Annotated in this window: 16 protein-coding genes; all 16 read right to left on the reverse strand. The window is 68.3% G+C overall.

The window, feature by feature from the left end:
* Nucleotides 1-23: 23 nt before the first annotated feature.
* The 16 genes from mdcH to NRG74_RS05625 all read right to left on the reverse strand — a co-directional run bounded on the left by mdcH (nucleotide 24) and on the right by NRG74_RS05625 (nucleotide 17,642).
* Nucleotides 24-959, reverse strand: a complete 936-nt coding sequence (gene mdcH, locus NRG74_RS05550) for a malonate decarboxylase subunit epsilon (RefSeq protein WP_257705954.1) — start codon at nucleotides 957-959, stop codon at nucleotides 24-26.
* On the reverse strand, nucleotides 956-1,537 hold the full coding sequence (locus tag NRG74_RS05555) for a malonate decarboxylase holo-ACP synthase (protein WP_257706562.1): 582 nt from the start codon (nucleotides 1,535-1,537) through the stop codon (nucleotides 956-958). The genes mdcH and NRG74_RS05555 overlap by 4 nt, the downstream gene beginning before the upstream one ends.
* A gap of 119 nt (nucleotides 1,538-1,656) precedes the next feature.
* Complete coding sequence (mdcE, locus tag NRG74_RS05560) at nucleotides 1,657-2,472, reverse strand: biotin-independent malonate decarboxylase subunit gamma (RefSeq protein WP_257705955.1); 816 nt, start codon at nucleotides 2,470-2,472, stop codon at nucleotides 1,657-1,659.
* Nucleotides 2,469-3,335: a biotin-independent malonate decarboxylase subunit beta gene (locus NRG74_RS05565; protein ID WP_257705956.1), complete on the reverse strand. Its 867-nt coding sequence runs from the start codon at nucleotides 3,333-3,335 to the stop codon at nucleotides 2,469-2,471. Before NRG74_RS05565 ends, mdcE begins: the two co-directional genes overlap by 4 nt.
* Nucleotides 3,328-3,642 carry a malonate decarboxylase subunit delta gene (locus NRG74_RS05570; RefSeq protein WP_160922573.1) on the reverse strand — a complete coding sequence of 105 codons (315 nt, stop codon included), beginning with the start codon at nucleotides 3,640-3,642 and terminating at the stop codon, nucleotides 3,328-3,330. The genes NRG74_RS05565 and NRG74_RS05570 overlap by 8 nt, the downstream gene beginning before the upstream one ends.
* On the reverse strand, nucleotides 3,642-4,499 hold the full coding sequence (locus tag NRG74_RS05575; RefSeq protein ID WP_257705957.1) for a triphosphoribosyl-dephospho-CoA synthase: 858 nt from the start codon (nucleotides 4,497-4,499) through the stop codon (nucleotides 3,642-3,644). The genes NRG74_RS05570 and NRG74_RS05575 overlap by 1 nt, the downstream gene beginning before the upstream one ends.
* The gene (mdcA, locus tag NRG74_RS05580; RefSeq protein ID WP_158896446.1) at nucleotides 4,499-6,175 is read right to left on the reverse strand and encodes a malonate decarboxylase subunit alpha; all 1,677 of its coding nucleotides are present in this window, start codon (nucleotides 6,173-6,175) and stop codon (nucleotides 4,499-4,501) included. The genes NRG74_RS05575 and mdcA overlap by 1 nt, the downstream gene beginning before the upstream one ends.
* Before the next feature lie 129 nt (nucleotides 6,176-6,304).
* Complete coding sequence (locus NRG74_RS05585) at nucleotides 6,305-7,015, reverse strand: YfdX family protein (protein WP_257705958.1); 711 nt, start codon at nucleotides 7,013-7,015, stop codon at nucleotides 6,305-6,307.
* Between the two features lie 204 nt (nucleotides 7,016-7,219).
* Nucleotides 7,220-8,578, reverse strand: a complete 1,359-nt coding sequence (gene gudD, locus NRG74_RS05590; RefSeq protein ID WP_257705959.1) for a glucarate dehydratase — start codon at nucleotides 8,576-8,578, stop codon at nucleotides 7,220-7,222.
* Between the two features lie 18 nt (nucleotides 8,579-8,596).
* Nucleotides 8,597-9,952, reverse strand: coding sequence for an MFS transporter (locus NRG74_RS05595; RefSeq protein WP_017640446.1), 1,356 nt, complete (start codon nucleotides 9,950-9,952; stop codon nucleotides 8,597-8,599).
* Nucleotides 9,953-10,100: 148 nt separating this feature from the next.
* Nucleotides 10,101-11,135 (reverse strand): LacI family DNA-binding transcriptional regulator, encoded by a 1,035-nt coding sequence (locus NRG74_RS05600; protein ID WP_257705960.1) that lies wholly within the window; start codon nucleotides 11,133-11,135, stop codon nucleotides 10,101-10,103.
* 79 nt (nucleotides 11,136-11,214) lie between these two features.
* A complete protein-coding gene (locus NRG74_RS05605; RefSeq protein WP_257705961.1) occupies nucleotides 11,215-12,129 on the reverse strand; it encodes a hydroxymethylglutaryl-CoA lyase in 915 nt (304 codons plus the stop codon).
* Entirely contained in the window at nucleotides 12,126-14,060 is a 1,935-nt protein-coding gene (locus tag NRG74_RS05610; protein WP_257705962.1) for an acetyl/propionyl/methylcrotonyl-CoA carboxylase subunit alpha, read from the reverse strand. The genes NRG74_RS05605 and NRG74_RS05610 overlap by 4 nt, the downstream gene beginning before the upstream one ends.
* Nucleotides 14,057-14,857, reverse strand: a complete 801-nt coding sequence (locus NRG74_RS05615; RefSeq protein ID WP_257705963.1) for an enoyl-CoA hydratase-related protein — start codon at nucleotides 14,855-14,857, stop codon at nucleotides 14,057-14,059. Before NRG74_RS05615 ends, NRG74_RS05610 begins: the two co-directional genes overlap by 4 nt.
* 3 nt (nucleotides 14,858-14,860) lie before the next feature.
* On the reverse strand, nucleotides 14,861-16,468 hold the full coding sequence (locus NRG74_RS05620) for a carboxyl transferase domain-containing protein (protein ID WP_257705964.1): 1,608 nt from the start codon (nucleotides 16,466-16,468) through the stop codon (nucleotides 14,861-14,863).
* A gap of 10 nt (nucleotides 16,469-16,478) precedes the next feature.
* Nucleotides 16,479-17,642: an isovaleryl-CoA dehydrogenase gene (locus NRG74_RS05625; protein WP_257705965.1), complete on the reverse strand. Its 1,164-nt coding sequence runs from the start codon at nucleotides 17,640-17,642 to the stop codon at nucleotides 16,479-16,481.
* Between the last annotated feature and the right edge of the window lie 96 nt (nucleotides 17,643-17,738).

Genomic DNA, 17,738 nt, shown 5'->3' on the forward strand with positions numbered 1-17,738 from the left:
GGCAGCCGCCGTATGGGGATTGCTCAGTCCAGTCGTGCCGCCTCCTCACGCCTGAGCGCGTCCAGGGTGTCAGGATGGGTGTCCTGCCAAGCCAGCACACCGCTGGCGGGCAAGACGCGTTTGGCCAGTTGGCTGAGGACGCTGCCGGGCGCCAGTTCGATGGCCAGCCGCACGCCGCGCTCGCGAGCGGCTTCCAGGGTGGCGTGCCATTCGATGGGCCGCGCCATGTTGAAGGCCAGGTCGTCGCGCAACTGCTCGGCACGCACCAGCCGTCGTGCCGAGGTACCGCTCAGATAGGCCAGCCGGGGCGCGCGTAGCTCGACCTCGGCAAAGGCCTGATCAAGGGTCTGGGCGGCTTCGGCGAGCAGCGGGCAGTGGGACGGCACGCTCATGGCCAGGCGCTTGGCCGCCGCGGCGCCCTGGGCACGCGCTGACTCGGTCAGCACGGCCAGGCCGACATCGCTGCCCGCGACCACGTATTGCTGCTCGGCATTGGCATTGGCCAGGTACAGCGGCGCGTCAGGCCGATGGTGATTGGCGACCAGGCTTTCCACCGTGGCACGGTCCAAACCAAGGATCGCCAGCATGCCGTAGCCCTTGGGATAGGCCGTCTGCATCAGCTCGCCACGAAGGGCCACCAGGCGCAGCGCATCGGCGAAGTCCAGAGCGTCGGCCACCACCGCTGCGGCATAGGCACCGATGGACAGCCCGGCCACCAGCTGTGGCGCCGGTCCGCGGCTCAGCAGCAGGCGCGCCGTGGCGACGCCGGCGATCAGCAGGCAGAGCTGCACGGCGCGGGTGTGTTCCAGGGCCTGGACGGAGTCCAGGTTCAAGGGATCGAGGTCCAGCACCGCGGCGGCTTCCGCCAGGGTACGCCGGACCTCGGCGTCGTCGGGCAGGGCATGCAGCATGCCGGAACGCTGGGCGCCCTGGCCGGGAAACTGGAAGAGGGTACTCATGCGGCGCGCGCCTCCGGCCAGGGATCGCTCACCAGCTGGGGACCGGCAGTGGTCTTGAGTAGCACGCGTGGGGCGTCTCCGGCCCAATCGGCCAGGGCGACGCCGCCGAGTGGGGTCTCCAGGAGGATATCTAGCCGGCACTGCGCCTGCACCTGCAGCGACGCCAGCAGGGCCCGCGCCTGGTCGCGCGGCAGCGGGGCGGTGCAGCGGATCAGCAGATCCAGATCGCTCCCGGCATGCAGCGCCGGCCAGCCGGAGGCCAGTTCGTAGCCCGCAGCGCCGGTGGGGCCCCAGGGCAGGTTCAGGTCATCCAGCAGGGTTTGCACGCGGGCCAGGGTGTCGAAGACCGGTAGATCGCGGCAGCCGGTCGTGATCCGCAGGTTTTCAGGTGCGCGCTGTTGCACTACGGCGGCTGGTACAAGCCAGGCCGCCAAGCGCTCGGCGCGGGTAGCGCCGCGTAGGCCGACCGGGATACGGCCGGCCTCGGGTGCGGTTCGGCGGACCACCACGGGCAGGCCAGCCTGGGCGATCTGGTGGGCCCAGGTGGGAGCGTCCGCGGGAAGGGTATCCGGGGTCAGGCCCCAGAGGAGGTCGTGGGGCCTGTGTTGGGCTTCGCGTCGCTCAACCCAACCTACGCAGGTGTTCCGTAGGTTGGGTTGAGCGCCAGCGAAGCCCAAGGGGCCCATCCGCCCGCTCATCACGCGTTCCATCCCGCCCGTAGGCGTTCGCGTACTGCGCGAGAAGCCGCGCGATTGGCGCCGTCCAGACGCAGTTTGAGATCGGTGGCGCCGCTGGCGAGCACATCGGCCTGGGCCTCGGCCAGGGCCTGGCGTACCTGCTGCAGATCGGCGGCCGAGGGCTGGTCGGGCTGAGTGACCTCCAGCTGGCGCCAGAGCAGGCCCAGGGAGGCATAGCTGTCCAGATCGTAAGCCATGGGCGGGATATCGGCGGCCAGGCGCTCCAGGTCTTCGACGCTGCGCAGGGTCACCCGCGCCGCCGAGGCCTTGCCCATGGCGTGCACCTGCACCTGGGGATCACGCAGGGCCAGCAGGCGATTAGCCTGGTAGCCGTGGGCGAGAAAGCCCCCGGACATGGCCTTGCCCACCAGCAGGCCCAGCACCGGGTGTCCGGCCAGGCGCGCTTCGGCATAGGCACCCGCGGCGCCGGCCAGGGCCTGGTGGATGCCATAGGCCTCCTCGCGGCGACCATAGGCCTGGCTGGGCACGTCCACCAGGGCGATCAGGGTGCGTTTCACCTGGGCGCCAGCATCCTCGGCGATGGCCTGCTGAATGGCTCGGGCCAGGCCCCAACCCTCCAGCAGACCGATCTCGCCCTGGCGGGCACGGGGGAAGGGATTGTCAGTATCGGGCACCACGGCCAGCCAGCGTGCGGGCCGGCCGGCCAGTTCGAGGTCGGCGACGCGCAGGGAGGCGGGCAGGCCGGCGACGGCCTCGCCCTGGCCGGCCAGGGCCTGGAACCAGGTCAGGCCGCGTTGCGAAGGCTGGGTGCTCATGGCTGGTCTCCGGCATAGAGGTGGCGGACCGCGGCGGCGTCCGCCTGGGGACGGGTATCGAGATCGGCGAGGCGCGTCAGGTAGTGGTCGGCCCGCTGGCTGCGCAGAGGGGCGGCAACGCCCTGGGTGAAGCCCTGGCGGATGGCGGTGGTCACGGCGGCGCTGTCGTCGGCAACGAAGACATCGGCCAGGCCCGTGGCGACCCGCTGTTCGCCGCCGGTCAGGCTCCAGATGAAGGGGCGGTCGCGGGAATCGTATTCCTCGATGCCGGCTTCCTGTTCGATCACCTGGGGGCCATTGAGCCCGAGGCGTGCCTCGCGGGTGACGATCAGTTGGGTGCACAGGCCGGCGGCGATGGACATGCCACCAAAGCAGCCGACGCTGCCAGCGATGACGCCGATGACCGGCTGATGTGAGCGCAAGGCTACGATGGCCGCCTGGATCTCGGCGATGGCGGCCAGGCCCAGATTGGCCTCCTGCAGGCGCACGCCGCCGGTTTCCAGCAGCAGCACCGCGCGGGTCGGGGTGCCGGCGAGATTGTCTTCCAGCGCCAGCTCCAGGGCACCAGCGATCTTGGCGCCGCCCACTTCGCCCATACTGCCGCCCTGGAAGGCGCCCTCGATGGCGCAGACCACCGCGGGCTGGCCGTCGATCAGCCCCTTGGCCACCACCACGCCGTCATCGGCCTGGCAGACGATGCCCTGCTTGGGCAACCACGGCGACATCAGTCGCTCGAAGGGCCCGACCAGCTCGCGAAAGCTGCCGGCATCGAGCACCACACGGGCCCGCTCGCGGGCGCCGAGTTCGACGAAGCTGCGGCTGTGCAGCAGCTCCTGGACATCGGGAAGAGGGGCTTCAGCCATGGGTGCTGTCCTCCAGGTCGAGGGTTTCCAAACCCTGCTCCAGGCGCAGGCGCACCACCCCAGGGGTGGCGCCGAAGTCATGGATGTCCAGGGTCAGGGCCGGCAGGTCCTCGCGGGTAGCGAACAGCCGATCGAAGAGGGCGCGCCAGCGCGGTTCGCTGCCGTTGACCGAGGTGGTCACCTTGAGGGTGAAGTCGGCCATGGCGGGTTCGAGCAGGACCTCCAGGTCCCCCGAACCGACACAGCCGACCAGGGCGCGACCCTGGCGGCGCTGGCTGGCCGGATAGCTGCAGGTGAAGTGTTCCATCAGAGGTCTCCAGGGAGCCGGGGCTCCAGGCGATCGACGAGAAGGGTGGCGGCCAGCAGATCGGCGGCGCCGCCGGGGGAGGCATTGGCGGCCAGCAATTGGCGGTCCAGCGTCAGCAGCTGGCGGCGCCCGCCGAGACTGGCGCTGCCCCCGGCCTGCAGCACGGCGCGGGCGCCCTGCTGCATGGTGGTGAGGGCCGCAGGGCCGGCACGGTGCAACACACAGGTATCGTCCAGCGCGGTCATGATGGCCAGAAGCGCATCCAGGCGAGCGTTCTGCTCGCCGGCACCGGCCTGGCGGCTGGCGCGCAGCTGCGGCAGGCCGCGCTGGTGGATGGCGGGAAAGCCCGCGGCGGCCTCGGCCCGGGCGCCGCCGACGCCGTAGCGCTGGGCGACGCGCTGGCCATGACTGGGCGCGGCCTGGGGCGCGTCCGGATCGGGCAGGCTGGCCAGGCGACCGGCCGCCAGGCACAGCGCCTGGGCAGAAGTCGGACGTTCATGTACCGCCGCCGTCACCAGCAGCCCCAGCGCCCAGATGGCGCCGCGATGGGTATTGACCCCGCCGGTGACCTGCAGCATGGCGGCTTCGCCGTCACGCCCCAGTTGGCCGATCAGGCAGCGCAGTTCGGCGGCGGGCAGCCCTCGCTCGGCGGCTTCGGCCATGGCCTGGAAACAGGGCTGCAGGGCCTGGGCCGAGGTCAGCATCAGGCCAAGGGTAAGGTCACTGTGGGCGCCCTGGCCGCGGCGATCCACCAGGGCCGGCTTGGGCGAGAGTTCGGCTTCGTCCACCAGGGCGGATACGGCCCACTCGGCCAGGCGCTCGGCGGGCGATGAGGTACGGCGGGCGAGGGCGCGCATCACCAGCTCCTGAACTTGGCCGGGGGTTGATAGAGACCGCCGGACCACTCCACCAGCTCGCCGATGCTCTTGGCCGCGAGCAGTTCGCGGCTGGCGTCGGTGCGACGGATGCCGAGGTCTTCAGGCAGGGCCACCAGGCCTTCCTGGCGCAGGCGCCGGGCCTCGGCCGGGTCGCTGCGCAGGCCAATGGCGGTGACCCCGGCCACGGCGGCGATCATCGCGCGGCGCTCTTCCAGGGAGCGGGCGCGGTAGAGATAGGCGATGCCTTCTTCGGTGAGCAGGTGGGTGACGTCGTCGCCATAGACCATGATGGGCGCCAGCGGCATGCCGCTCTTGCGCGCCACCTCCACCGCATCCAGGGTATCGACGAAGGTGGGTTTGCCGCCTTCCTGGAAGGTCTCGACCATCTGCACCACCAGCTTCCTGCCGCGTTCGAGCAGAGCCGGTGCGCCGTCGCCGGTCTGCTGCCGCATGTCCAGCCAGGCCGGGGTGGGGTGACGCCGACCGTGCGGATCATGGCCCATGTTGGGCGCGCCACCGAAGCCGGCCAGGCGCCCTCGGGTGACGGTGGAGGAATGGCCGTCGCCATCCACCTGCAGGGTGGCGCCGATGAAGAGGTCCACGGCGTACTGACCGGCCAGCTGGCAGAGCAGCCGGTTGGATCTCAGCGAGCCATCGCGACCGGTGAAGAAGACGTCCGGGCGCTGGGCGATATAGCCCTCCATGCCCAGTTCGGTGCCAAAGCAGTGCACGCTTTCCACCCAGCCGCTTTCGATGGCCGGGATCAGCGTGGGGTGGGGATTGAGGGTCCAGTGCCGGCAGATCTTGCCCTTGAGGCCCAGGCGCTCGCCGTAGGTGGGCAGGATCAGCTCGATGGCCGCGGTGTTGAAGCCGATGCCATGGTTGAGCGACTGCACCTGGTGGCGTTCGTAGATGCCGCGAATCGCCATCATCGCCATCAGCACGTGCACCGGCTTGATGTGGCGCGGATCGCGGGTGAACAGCGGCTCGATATAGAAGGGCCGATCGGCCACCACCACGAAATCCACCCAGTCCGCCGGGATGTCCACCCGTGGCAGCTCGGAGACATCGTCCACCAGCTGGTTGACCTGGACGATGACGATGCCGTCGCTGAAGGCCGCCGGCTCGATCAGCGCCGGGCTGTCCTCGGTGCTGGGGCCGGTATAGATGTTGCCGGCGCGATCGGCCATGAAACCGGCGCTGAGCACCACCTTGGGAATCAGGTCCACCAGCAGCCGGGCATAGAGTTCGATGTAGGTGTGGATGGCGCCGACTTCCAGCAGGCCGTCCTCCAGCAGCTGGCTGATCCTCAGGCTCTGGGTGCCGGCAAAGGAGAAGTCCAGCTTGCGGGCGATGCCGCGCTCGAACAGGTCCAGGTGCTCGGCGCGACCGACGCTGGGCATGATCATGTGCAGGTCGTGCAGCCGGGCCGGATCGACCTGGGCGAGGCTGCGGGAGAGGAAGTCGGCCTGCTTCTGGTTGTTGCCTTCCAGCACCACCCGGTCGCCGGGGGCCAGCAGCTGTTCCAGGGCGGCGACGATGGAGGCGGTGGGCAACACCTTGCCATCGGCCAGCGTGGCCACCCGGTCCAGGCGCTGCTGCTTGTCGCTGCGGCGCCTGGCGATCCGAGCCGGTGGGGAGGATGTCGTTGTCATTGGGGGCTCCACGAATCACCTGTCGTGGAGTCACCCTAGCCCTCGACTGCCGGGCGTTCAATCAACCTGAGGACGGAATCGTTACGCTGAAGTTAACGATTCCTTTCAACTCAGGTGCTTGCGGCCGGCTCAGGTCTTGTCGACCGGGGTGAAGATCGAGGTGGTTTTTGAGAACCAGCTGGTGGGGGTCACGTCGACATTGGCGTTGTCGAATCTCAGGCTGTTCTGCACCTGCTTGAGCGTCAGGTTCGCCTGCCAGTATTGCTCGTGGCCCAGCTCCTGGTTGGCCCGGTGCACCAGGTCTAGGGTTTCCTGGGCCGGCAGCACCGCAGTGGAGTAGTCGACGTCGACGCCGGCTACCTTGAGGATCTCGCCGGCGCCCTGGGTGTCGCCCTGCTGGATCTTCTCGTTGGCCCGGGCCACGGCCTGATTCTTGGCCGGGGTGGCGACATAGTCGTCATGTAGCGCCATGCCGCTCCAGATCGGCAGCCAGGACGTGGCCTTGGCGTCCTGCGCGGAGACCTCCATGAGTTTGCCGTCCTGACCGCGCAGGTCCCTGGCCGACTTGAGGTAGGCGGTCTTGTCGGTTTGGGCGGTCTGCAGCGCGCTTTCGGCGGCGGCCAGTTGCTGCTTGGCCTGATCGACATGGGCCTCGAAGAGGTCCTGGCGGGCAGCGACCACGTCCATGAAGGCCTGCTGGCCCTGCTGGGAGATCGCCGGCAGAGTGGCGACCTGCTGGGTGGCGATGTCGGGTCGGGTGTCGGCCAGGGCGGCGGTGGAAAACACCGAGGTGAGGGTCAGGACGAGAAGGCTCTTGGCGATACGACGATTGAGGTTCATGTGCTTCTCCCGGATACGAAAGTAACTGGAACCGCGGGGGTATCGGGCAGGGTTGCGAGATACCTTGAGTTCAGTGTCGATCCGGTGAGCTTAACGAACGCTTAGCAGGCTATCGGTAGGTGTAAAACGATGTTTCGGACGCTGGAACGGAAACAGCGCCCGCCCCGGAGAGTCCGGAGCGGGCGCTGTTGGCGGGCCGAGGGCCTAGCGCACCAGGCAGGGCTTCTTGTTATCGAAGGTCCAGTTGGGCGAGAGGAATTGCATGGCCATGGCGTCGTCCCGCGCGCCCAGGCCCTTGGTCTTGTACAGCTCATGGGCGCGGGCGAGGGCGTCCAGGTCCAGCTCCACGCCCAGGCCACCCTGCTGCGGCACCTCGACCAGGCCGCCCTTGATCTCCAGGGGCTGGCGGGTGAGGCGTTGACCGTCCTGCCAGATCCAGTGGGTGTCGATGGCGGTGATCTTGCCCGGCGCCGCGGCGGCGACGTGGGTGAACATGGCCAGGGAGATGTCGAAGTGGTTGTTGGAGTGCGAACCCCAGGTCAGGCCCCAGTCGTTGCACATCTGCGCCACCCGCACCGAGCCCTGCATGGTCCAGAAGTGCGGATCGGCCAGGGGGATGTCCACCGATTGCAGCTGGATGGCGTGACCCATCTGGCGCCAGTCGGTGGCGATCATGTTGGTGGCGGTGGGCAGGCCGGTGGCGCGACGGAATTCCGCCATGACTTCGCGACCGGAGTAGCCGTTCTCGGCGCCACAGGGATCCTCGGCATAGGCCAGTACGTGGTGCTGGTCGCGGCACAGGCGGATGGCTTCCTTGAGCGACCAGGCGCCGTTGGGGTCCAGGGTCACGCGTGCCTCGGGGAAGCGCTCGGCCAGGGCGGTGACCGCCTCGATCTCGGCGTCGCCGCTGAGCACGCCGCCCTTGAGCTTGAAGTCCTTGAAGCCGTAGCGGTCATAGGCGGCCTCGGCCAGGCGCACCACCGTCTCGGGGGTCAGGGCCTCTTCGTTGCGCACGCGGAACCAGGCGTCGTCGCTCTCGGCTTCGCTGCGATAGTCCAGCGTGGTCTTGTTGCGGTCGCCGACATAGAACAGGTAACCGAGCATGTCCACGGCATCGCGCTGCTGACCTTCGCCGAGCAGGGCGGCCACCGGCACCTCCAGGTGCTGACCGAGCAGGTCGAGCAGGGCGGCTTCGATGGCGGTCACCGCGTGGATGGTGACCCGCAGGTCGAAGGTCTGCAGGCCACGGCCGCTGGCATCGCGGCCGGCGAAGGCCTGGCGGACCTGGCCGAGGATGCGCTGGTACTGGCCCAGCGGCTGGCCGATCAGGAACTGGCGGGCGTCTTCCAGCGTCTGGCGGATGGTCTCGCCGCCGGGCACCTCGCCAACGCCGGTGCGACCGGCGTTGTCCTTGAGGATCAGCACGTTGCGGGTGAAGTAGGGGCCGTGGGCGCCGCTGAGGTTGAGCAGCATGCTGTCCTGGCCGGCGACGGGGACGACCTCCAGCGAGGTGACCACCGGGGTGCCGGTGTGCAGGGCCGGGTTGGCATTGAATTGAGTCATGGTCGGGCTCCTTGTCGATCAGCGAGAGGTTTCAGCGGCGAGCGGGGCTTCGGCGGGCGGCGTGGGTACGCCACGCAACTCGACGCGCTTGATCTCGCCCACGACGAACAGGTAACTGATGGCGGCCACCAGGGCATTGGCGCCGACGAACACCAGGGCCATCTTGAAGGAGCCGGTGGCGGCGATGATGTAGCCGATGATGATCGGGGTGGTGATGGAGGACAGGTTGCCGATGGTGTTGAACAGGCCACCGGAGAGGCCGGCGATCTGCTTGGGTGAGGTGTCGGACACCACCGCCCAACCCAGGGCGCCGATACCCTTGCCGAAGAAGGCCATGGCCATGAAGCCCACCACCATCCAGTCGGCGTCGACGTAGTTGCAGAGGATCATGCTCATCGACAGCAGCATGCCGGCGACGATGGGGGTCTTGCGTGCCACGCTCAGGCTGTTGCCGCGACGCAGCAGGTAGTCGGAGATCACCCCGCCCAGCACGCCGCCGATGAAGCCGCAGATGGCCGGCAGGGAGGCGATGATGCCGGCCTTGAGGATGGTCATGCCACGTTCCTGCACCAGGTACACGGGGAACCAGGTCAGGAAGAAGTAGGTGAGGGCGTTGATGCAGAATTGGCCCAGGTAGATGCCGGCCATCATGCGATTGGTCAGCAGCTGGCCGATGTAGCTCCACTTCGGGCCTTCGCTCTTCTTGCCGGGGGTATCCAGGTCGACCAGACCGCCGTTGCTGGCGATGTACTCGACTTCGGCGGCATTGACCCGGGGATGTTCACGGGGGCTGTAGATCACCGCCATCCAGACCGCCGAGAAGGCGATGCCCAGGACGCCCATCACCACGAAGACGTGCTGCCAGCCGAAGTGATAAACGATCCAGCCCATCAGCGGCGCGAACAGCACGGTGGCGAAGTATTGCGCCGAGTTGAAGATCGCCGAGGCGGTGCCGCGCTCCTTGGTGGGGAACCAGGCGGCGACGATGCGGGCGTTACCGGGGAAGGAGGGCGCCTCGGCCAGACCGACCATGAATCTCAGGGCGAACAGCAGGAATACCGCGGTGCCGATGCCGAATTCACCGATGTAGCCTTGCAGCAAGGTGAACACCGACCAGGTGAAGATGCTCGCCGCATAGACCTTCTTCGAACCGAAGCGATCCAGCAACCAGCCGCCCGGGATCTGACCGAGCACATAGGCCCAACCAAAGGCGGAGAAGATGTAGCCGAGGGAGACGGCACTGATGCCGAGGTCTTTTTGCAGGGCGGAGCCGGCGATGGAAATGGTGGCGCGGTCGGCATAGTTGATCGTGGTCACGACGAACAGCATGAACAGGATCAGATAGCGGACGCGCGTCTGCTTGGTTTCTTGCATGGAGAGCTCCCACTGGTTTGTTTTTGTGTGCGGGCGGAGATCGAGCAGCGGTCTTATGTTGTAAGTCGTCTGACAACGATAGCGTTATCATTAAACAGATAACGCTATCATTCAACCGGTAAATCTGTGGTGGGGTGCAAAAAATCCGTTAGGAGCTCTGGCGCTCGATGAGAACGAAACCGGTGTCGAGGTTGACCGCGGTCCGCTCGCCGGCGAGCCGGTTGAGCAGCGACTGGGCGACGCTGCGGCCCATGACATCGGCGTTGACGCTGACGGTGGACAGCGCCGGGGTCGCGAAGCGGCCATTGGTGGTGTCGCCGAAACCCATTACCGCCAGCTGCTCGGGAATGCGCAGGCCGCGGCTGTTGGCCTCGGCCACCACGCCCAGGGCCAGGGTATCGGAGCTGCACAGCACCAGTTCCGGTGGCACCGGGCGTTCCAGCAGGCGCGCCAGGCCGATCCGGCCGACCTCCCAGGTGGCGGGCAGCGGCAGCACTTCCATGGGCACTTCGCCGATACCCAGCTCGGCCAGCCGCGCCTGCAGCGCCAGGTTGCGGCGCATGGCGCGGGGATCGTCCACCGAGATCACCCCGAAGCGGCGATAGCCGCGGGCGACGAAGTGATCCGCCAGGGCCATGCCGACCTGCTCATGGGAAAAGCCCACCTGCATGTCCAGGGCCTCGGCGCTCAGGTCCCAGGCTTCCACCACCGGGATGTTCAGCGCCGCCAGCCGCTCGCGACTGGCCGGGGTGTGCAGGGTGCCGGTAAGGACGATGCCATCGGGCCGGCGGCCGAGGATGGCTTCCAGCAGTTCCTCTTCCTTTTCCGGTGAATAGCCGGTGGGACCGATCAGCGCCTGGTAGCCCGCCTCGGTGAGCCGCTCCATGATCGCCTGCACCACGGTGGCATAGATGGAATTGGCGATGGTGGGCAGCAGGATGGCCACCAGGCGACTCTTGCTGGAGGCGAGGCTGCCCGCCAGCAGATTGGGCACATAGCCCAGCTCCTTGACCACCGCCAGGACGTGCTCGCGAGTGGCGGCGCTCACCAGACTCGGCCGATGCAGCGCCCGGGACACGGTGATGGGCGACACCCCGGCGGCGAGGGCGACCTCGCGCACGGTGAGGGGCAGCTCGGTGGTGCCATCGAGCTGGGCGAGTTCGCGTCGGGACTTCCTGGCCAAAACGGGTCCTTGGATGAGAGAGACCGCCATTATGGGAGCAAGCCCCGGCGGTTGCCATGGGCGTCCGCCAGAGCCTTTGCTAGTCGACCGCTCGCGCTGCCCGGGCGCGACCGACCCGGGACTCGTTGCGCCGCCCCAGCTGGGCGGACACCTGGTGGCCCGCCTCGATGAGCTGGGGCAGGTCGAGACCGCTGGCGATGCCCAGGCCGTCGAGCAGATAGACCAAGTCCTCGCTGGCGACATTGCCGCTGGCGCCCTGGGCATAGGGGCAGCCCCCCAGGCCGGCGATGGCGCTGTCGAACACCGCGACGCCTTCGAGCAGACTGGCATAGACATTGGCCAGGGCCTGGCCATAGGTGTCGTGGAAATGCCCGGCCAGCCGGGTGAGCGGCACCTCCCGACCCAGTCGCTGCCAGAGCGCCCGGGTTCGGCCGGGGGTACCGACGCCGATGGTGTCCCCCAGGGAGACTTCGGCGCAGCCCAGCTCCAGCAGCTCGCGCGTCACGCTCGCCACCTGATCAGGTGCGATCTGGCCGTCGTAGGGGCAGCCCAGCACGCAAGATACATAGCCTCGCACCCGGATCCCCGCCGCCCGCGCGCCCTCGACCACTGGCACGAAGCGCGCCAGGCTCTCGGCGATGGAGCAGTTGATGTTGCGCTGGGAGAAGCCCTCCGAAGCGGCGGCGAAGACGGCGATTTCATCCACCCCCGCCGCCAGGGCGGCTTCGAAGCCTTTCATATTGGGCACGAGTACCGAACGGATCACGCCCGCCGGGCGGCCCAGTCCCGCCAGTACCTCGGCGGTCCCCGCCATCTGCGGCACCCACTTGGGCGAAACGAAGCTGCCCACTTCCAGATGTTGCACGCCGCTGGCGACCAGGGCCTCGCACAGCTGGATGCGCTCGGCAATGCCAAGCGCCTGGGGTTCGTTTTGCAGGCCATCGCGTGGCCCGACCTCGACCACCCGCACCCGGGACGGCAGGGCATCGCTCATGGTGCCGACTCCTCCAGTTCCACCAGGGCTGTGCCCTCGGCCACCAGTTCGCCAGGGCTGCAGAACAGCGCGGTCACGACGCCGGCGCGGGGCGCGCGGATGCTGTGTTCCATCTTCATCGCCTCCAGCACCACCAGCGGCGTACCGGCGTCCACGCTGTCACCCACCGCCACCGAGACGGCTACCACACTGGCGTTCATCGGCGCCGTGAGCCCACCGGCATCGGCCCGGCGCGCGACCTCGGCGAGGGGATCGGCCCAGATGACGGCTTCGAAACGGTCTTGCCATTCGAGGAACAGCACCTGCCCACGGCGATAGAGCCTGGCGCTCTGGCGGATGTCGTCTGCATGCCAATGGAGGCGATCACCGCTCAGCTCGACCGCCGACGAACCGGGCAGGGTGACGAGGCGCACCTCGCCGCGACAGGCCAGGCGTAGCGAGACAAGTGGCGGTCCACCCAGGCGCCAGCCCTGGCGGGAAGCCCAGGGCGACGTCGGGTCGGCAGTGGCCGGCAGCGTCGCCAGCCAGGCTTGGGCCGCCAGGGTCCAGAAGGCCTCCGGCAGCTCCCCGGGTGCGGGCAGCAAGGCATCCCGGTGACGCTCGATAAAGCCGGTATCCAGCTCGGCCGCGGCAAAGGCCGGATGGGCAAGCAGGCGCTGCAAGAAGGCGAGATTGGTGGCGAAGCCGCCCACCGCGGTTTCATCAAGCATGGCCAGCAGTCGCTGGCGCGCCTGTTCGCGGCTGTCGCCCCAGCCGATGAGCTTGGCCAGCATGGGATCATAGAAGGGCGATACCTCGTCGCCTTCCTCCACGCCGCTGTCCACGCGCCTACCCGGACCCGCCGTGGGCTCGCGGTAGAGCTGCAGGGTGCCCGAGGCCGGCAGGAAGCCCTGGTCGGTGTCCTCAGCATAGAGGCGCACCTCGATGGCATGGCCGTGCAGGGGCACCTGGGCCTGGGTGAGGGGCAGCGCCTCACCGGCGGCGACGCGCAACTGCCAGGCCACCAGATCCAGGCCGGTGATGGCCTCGGTGACCGGGTGCTCGACCTGCAGCCGGGTATTCATTTCCATGAAGAAGAAGTCGCCGCGGGCGTCGAGCAGGAATTCCACGGTGCCGGCCCCCACATAGCCGATGGCCTGGGCCGCCTGTACCGCGGCTTCGCCCATGGCCCGCCGTAGCTCAGGTGTGAGGCCAGGCGCAGGGGCTTCCTCGATCACCTTCTGGTGGCGGCGCTGGATGGAGCAGTCGCGTTCGTTGAGATAGAGGCAATGGCCGTGCCCGTCGGCGAAGACCTGGATCTCCACGTGACGCGGTTGCAGCACGTACTTCTCCACCAGCATCCGCGCATCGCCAAAGGCCGAGAGCGCTTCGCGCTGGGCGGAGGCGAGACCTTCGGCCAGGTCGGCTTCGCGCTCGATGATCTTCATGCCCTTGCCGCCACCGCCGGCGGTGGCCTTGAGCAGGACCGGATAGCCGATGCGTGCCGCGGCGTCGCGAAAGGTGGCCAGGGACTGGTCCTCGCCGTGATAGCCCGGCACCAGGGGCACCCCGGCGTCGGTCATCAGCGCCTTGGCCGCGGACTTGCTGCCCATGGCGCGAATCGCCGCGGCGGGCGGCCCGACGAAGACCAGTCCCGCCGCGGCCACCGCTTCGGCGAAGGCGGCGTTCTCGGACAGAAAGCCATAACCAGGGTGGATGGCCTGGGCGCCGGTGGCGAGGGCAGCGGCGATGATCCGCTCGCCAGCCAGGTAGCTGTCGGCCGGCTTGGCGCCCCCGAGGTCTACCGCCAGGTCGGCCTGGCGCACATGGCGTGCCCTGGCGTCGATGGCGCTGTGCACGGCGACGGTGCCCAGGCCCAGGGCCTTGGCGGTGCGCATCACCCGGCAGGCGATCTCGCCTCGGTTGGCGACGAGCAGACGGTCGAAGGTCATGGCGTGGTCTCCTGCCAGGCGGGGCGGCGCTTTTCCAGGAAAGCAGCTAGGCCTTCCTGGGCTTCAGGGGTGACGCGGACCGCGGCGATCAGGCCCTCGGTGAACTGGCGCACCGTGGGGCTCGGCACACCATCGCCGGCGCCGTCCAGGAGCCGTTTGCAGGCCCGCAAGGCCTGAGGACCGTTGTCCAGCAGGCGGGCGATCCAGGCTTCCACGAGGGGCTCCAGGTCGGCGGCGGGCGCGGTCTCGGCGACCAGGCCCAGCTCGGCGGCGCGCGCACCGGAGAAGCGTTCGGCACCCAGCATGTAGCGCCGTGCCACCCGTTCGCCCAGGGCGCGGATGACGAAGGGGCCGATGACGGCGGGCACCAGGCCGATGCGCACCTCCGACAGGCAGAAGGTGGCGTCACTGGCAGCCACGGCGAGGTCGCAGCAACTGACCAGACCCACGGCGCCGCCAAAGGCTGCGCCCTGCACCACGGCGAGGGTGGGCATTGGCAAGGCCTGCAGGCGATACATCACCTCGGCCAGGCGCTCGGTGTCGGCCTGGTTGGCGGCCGCGTCCAGGGTGGCGGACGCCTGCATCCAGGCGAGATCCGCGCCGGCGCAGAAGTGCCGGCCGCGCCCGCGTACGAGCAGAAAGCGCAGCTCGGCATCGGCGGCGATCTCGGTGAGCGCTGTGCCCAACTCCGCGATCATCCGTGCATCCAGGGCGTTGTGGCGGTCCGGACGGTCGAGCCAGAGGGTGGCGAAGCCGCGCGGGTCGCGGGTCAGATCCAGGGTTTGGAAGTCAGTCATGGCCTACATCCGGAAGACGCCGAAGGTCGTCGGCTCGAGAGGGGCGTTGAGACTGGCCGACAGGGCCAGGGCGAGGACCTCGCGGGTCTGGGCCGGGTCGATCACTCCGTCGTCCCATAGGCGCGCGCTGGAATAGTGGGCATGGGCCTGACGCTCGTACTGCTCGACGATGGGTGCCTTGATGCGCGCCGCCTCTTCGTCGTCGAAGGCTTCTCCGGCACGTTCGGCCTGCTCACGCTTGACCTGCACCAGCACCCCGGCCGCCTGCTCGGCGCCCATCACGCCGATGCGCGCGTTGGGCCACATCCACAGGAAGCGCGGATCGTAGGCGCGACCGCACATGCCGTAGTTGCCGGCGCCAAAGCTGCCGCCGATGATCACGGTGAACTTGGGCACCCGGGCGCAGGCCACCGCGGTGACCAGCTTGGCGCCGTGCTTGGCGATGCCGCCTTCCTCGTATTTCTTGCCGACCATGAAGCCGGTGATGTTCTGCAGGAAGAGCAGGGGGATGCGTCTCTGGCAGGCCAGCTCGATGAAGTGCGCGCCTTTCTGCGCCGATTCGGCGAAGAGAATGCCGTTGTTGCCGAGGATGGCCACCGGATGACCCTGCAGATGGGCGAAGCCACAGACCAGGGTGGTGCCGAACTGCGCCTTGAATTCGTCGAAGACGCTGCCGTCCACCAGCCGGGCGATCACCTCGCGCACCTCCAGCGGCTGCTTGGGATCGGCCGGGACCAGGCCGTAAAGGTCCTCGGCTGGATACAGCGGGGCGATTGGCGCCTTGAGCTGCAACTCACCCAGCTTGCGCCAGTTGAGGTTGGCGATGCAGCGCCGCGCCAGGGCCAGGGCATGGGCGTCGTTCTCGGCATAGTGATCGGCCACGCCGGAGGTACGGCAGTGGACGTCGGCGCCGCCCAGTTCCTCGGCGCTGACCACCTCGCCGGTGGCGGCCTTCACCAGCGGCGGCCCGGCGAGAAAGATGGTGGCCTGCTGGCGCACCATGATGGTCTCGTCGCTCATGGCCGGCACATAGGCGCCGCCAGCGGTACAAGAGCCCATCACCACGGCGATCTGTGGGATGCACTGGGCACTCATGGTCGCCTGGTTGAAGAAGATCCGCCCGAAGTGCTCGCGGTCGGGGAAGACGTCTTCCTGGCGCGGCAGGTTGGCGCCGCCGGAATCCACCAGATACAGACAGGGCAGGCGATTCTGCAGGGCGATGGCCTGGGCGCGCAGGTGCTTCTTCACCGTCAGCGGATAGTAGGAGCCGCCCTTCACCGTGGCGTCGTTGGCGATGATCATGCACTCGACGCCCTCGATGCGGCCGATGCCGGCCACTACCCCGGCCGCCGGCACCTCGTCCTCATAAACGTCGAGGGCCACCAGGGCGCCGATCTCCAGAAAGGGCGAGCCGGGGTCCAGCAGTTGGTCGATGCGCTCGCGGGGCAAGAGCTTGCCGCGGGCGCTATGGCGCGCCTGGGCCTTGGCGCCGCCGCCTTCGCGGATGCGCGCCAGCAGCGCGTCGAGCCGGGCCAGTTGTTCGGCCATGGCGGCGGCGTTGCGTTGATAGTCCGGGGTGCGGCGGTTCAGGGTGGAGGTCAGCACGGTCATGGAGGACTCCTCACCGGGTTTCGTTGAACAGCTCGCGCCCGATCAGCATGCGGCGGATCTCGCTGGTGCCGGCGCCGATCTCATAGAGCTTGGCATCGCGCAGCAGGCGACCGGTGGGGTACTCGTTGATATAGCCGTTGCCGCCGAGGATCTGGATGGCTTCCAGGGCCATCTGGGTGGCCTTCTCGGCGGTGTAGAGGATCACCCCGGCGGCGTCCTTGCGGGTGGTCTCGTCACGGTCGCAGGCCTGGGCCACGGCATAGAGATAGGCACGGCTGGCGGCGAGACCGGTGTAGAGGTCGGCCACCTTGCCCTGGATCAGCTGGAATTCGCCGATGCTCTGGCCGAATTGCTTGCGGTCATGGACGTAGGGCAGGACCACGTCCAGGCAGGCCTGCATGATGCCCACCGGGCCGCCGGCGAGGACCACGCGCTCGTAGTCCAGGCCGCTCATCAGCACCCTCACGCCCCCGTTCACCTGCCCCAGCACGTTGTCCTCCGGCACCTCGACGTCGTCGAAGAACAGCTCGCAGGTGTTGGAGCCGCGCATGCCCAGCTTGTCGAACTTACTGCCGCGGCTGAAACCGCTCCAGTCACGCTCGACGATGAAGGCGGTGATGCCATGGGCGCCTTGTTCCGGCTCGGTCTTGGCGTAGATCACATAGGTATGGGCATCGGGACCGTTGGTGATCCAGGTCTTGCTGCCATTGAGCACGAAGCGATCGCCACGCCGCTCGGCGCGTAGCTTCATGGAGACCACGTCCGAACCGGCGTTGGGCTCGCTCATGGCCAGGGCGCCGACGTGCTCGCCGCTGACCAGCCGGGGCAGGTAGCGCGCCTTCTGCTCCATGGTGCCGTTGCGATGGATCTGGTTGACGCAGAGGTTGGAGTGGGCGCCATAGGAGAGGGCGACCGAGGCGGAGCCGCGGCTGATCTCCTCCATGACCACTGCATGGGCGAGATAGCCGAGTCCGGAGCCGCCGTACTCCTCGCCCACGGTGATGCCGAGCAAGCCCAGGTCACCAAAGGTGCGCCACAGGTCCATGGGAAAGCTGTTGCTGGCATCGATCTCGCCCGCGCGAGGCGCTACCTCGCGGGCGACCAGGGTGCGCACCTGATCGCGCAGCAGATCGAGGGTCTCGCCCAGGGCGAAGTTGAGACTCGGGTAGCTCATGGGGTCACCTATTGTTGGGATTGTCGGGTGAGAGCGGTCGGCCGATCGGGCGCGCATGGGGCGGCCACCCGGTACGGCGCGGAGCTGAAAAAAACA

The sequence above is a fragment of the Pseudomonas oryzihabitans genome (assembly GCF_024652905.1).
Lineage (GTDB): Bacteria > Pseudomonadota > Gammaproteobacteria > Pseudomonadales > Pseudomonadaceae > Chryseomonas > Chryseomonas benzopyrenica.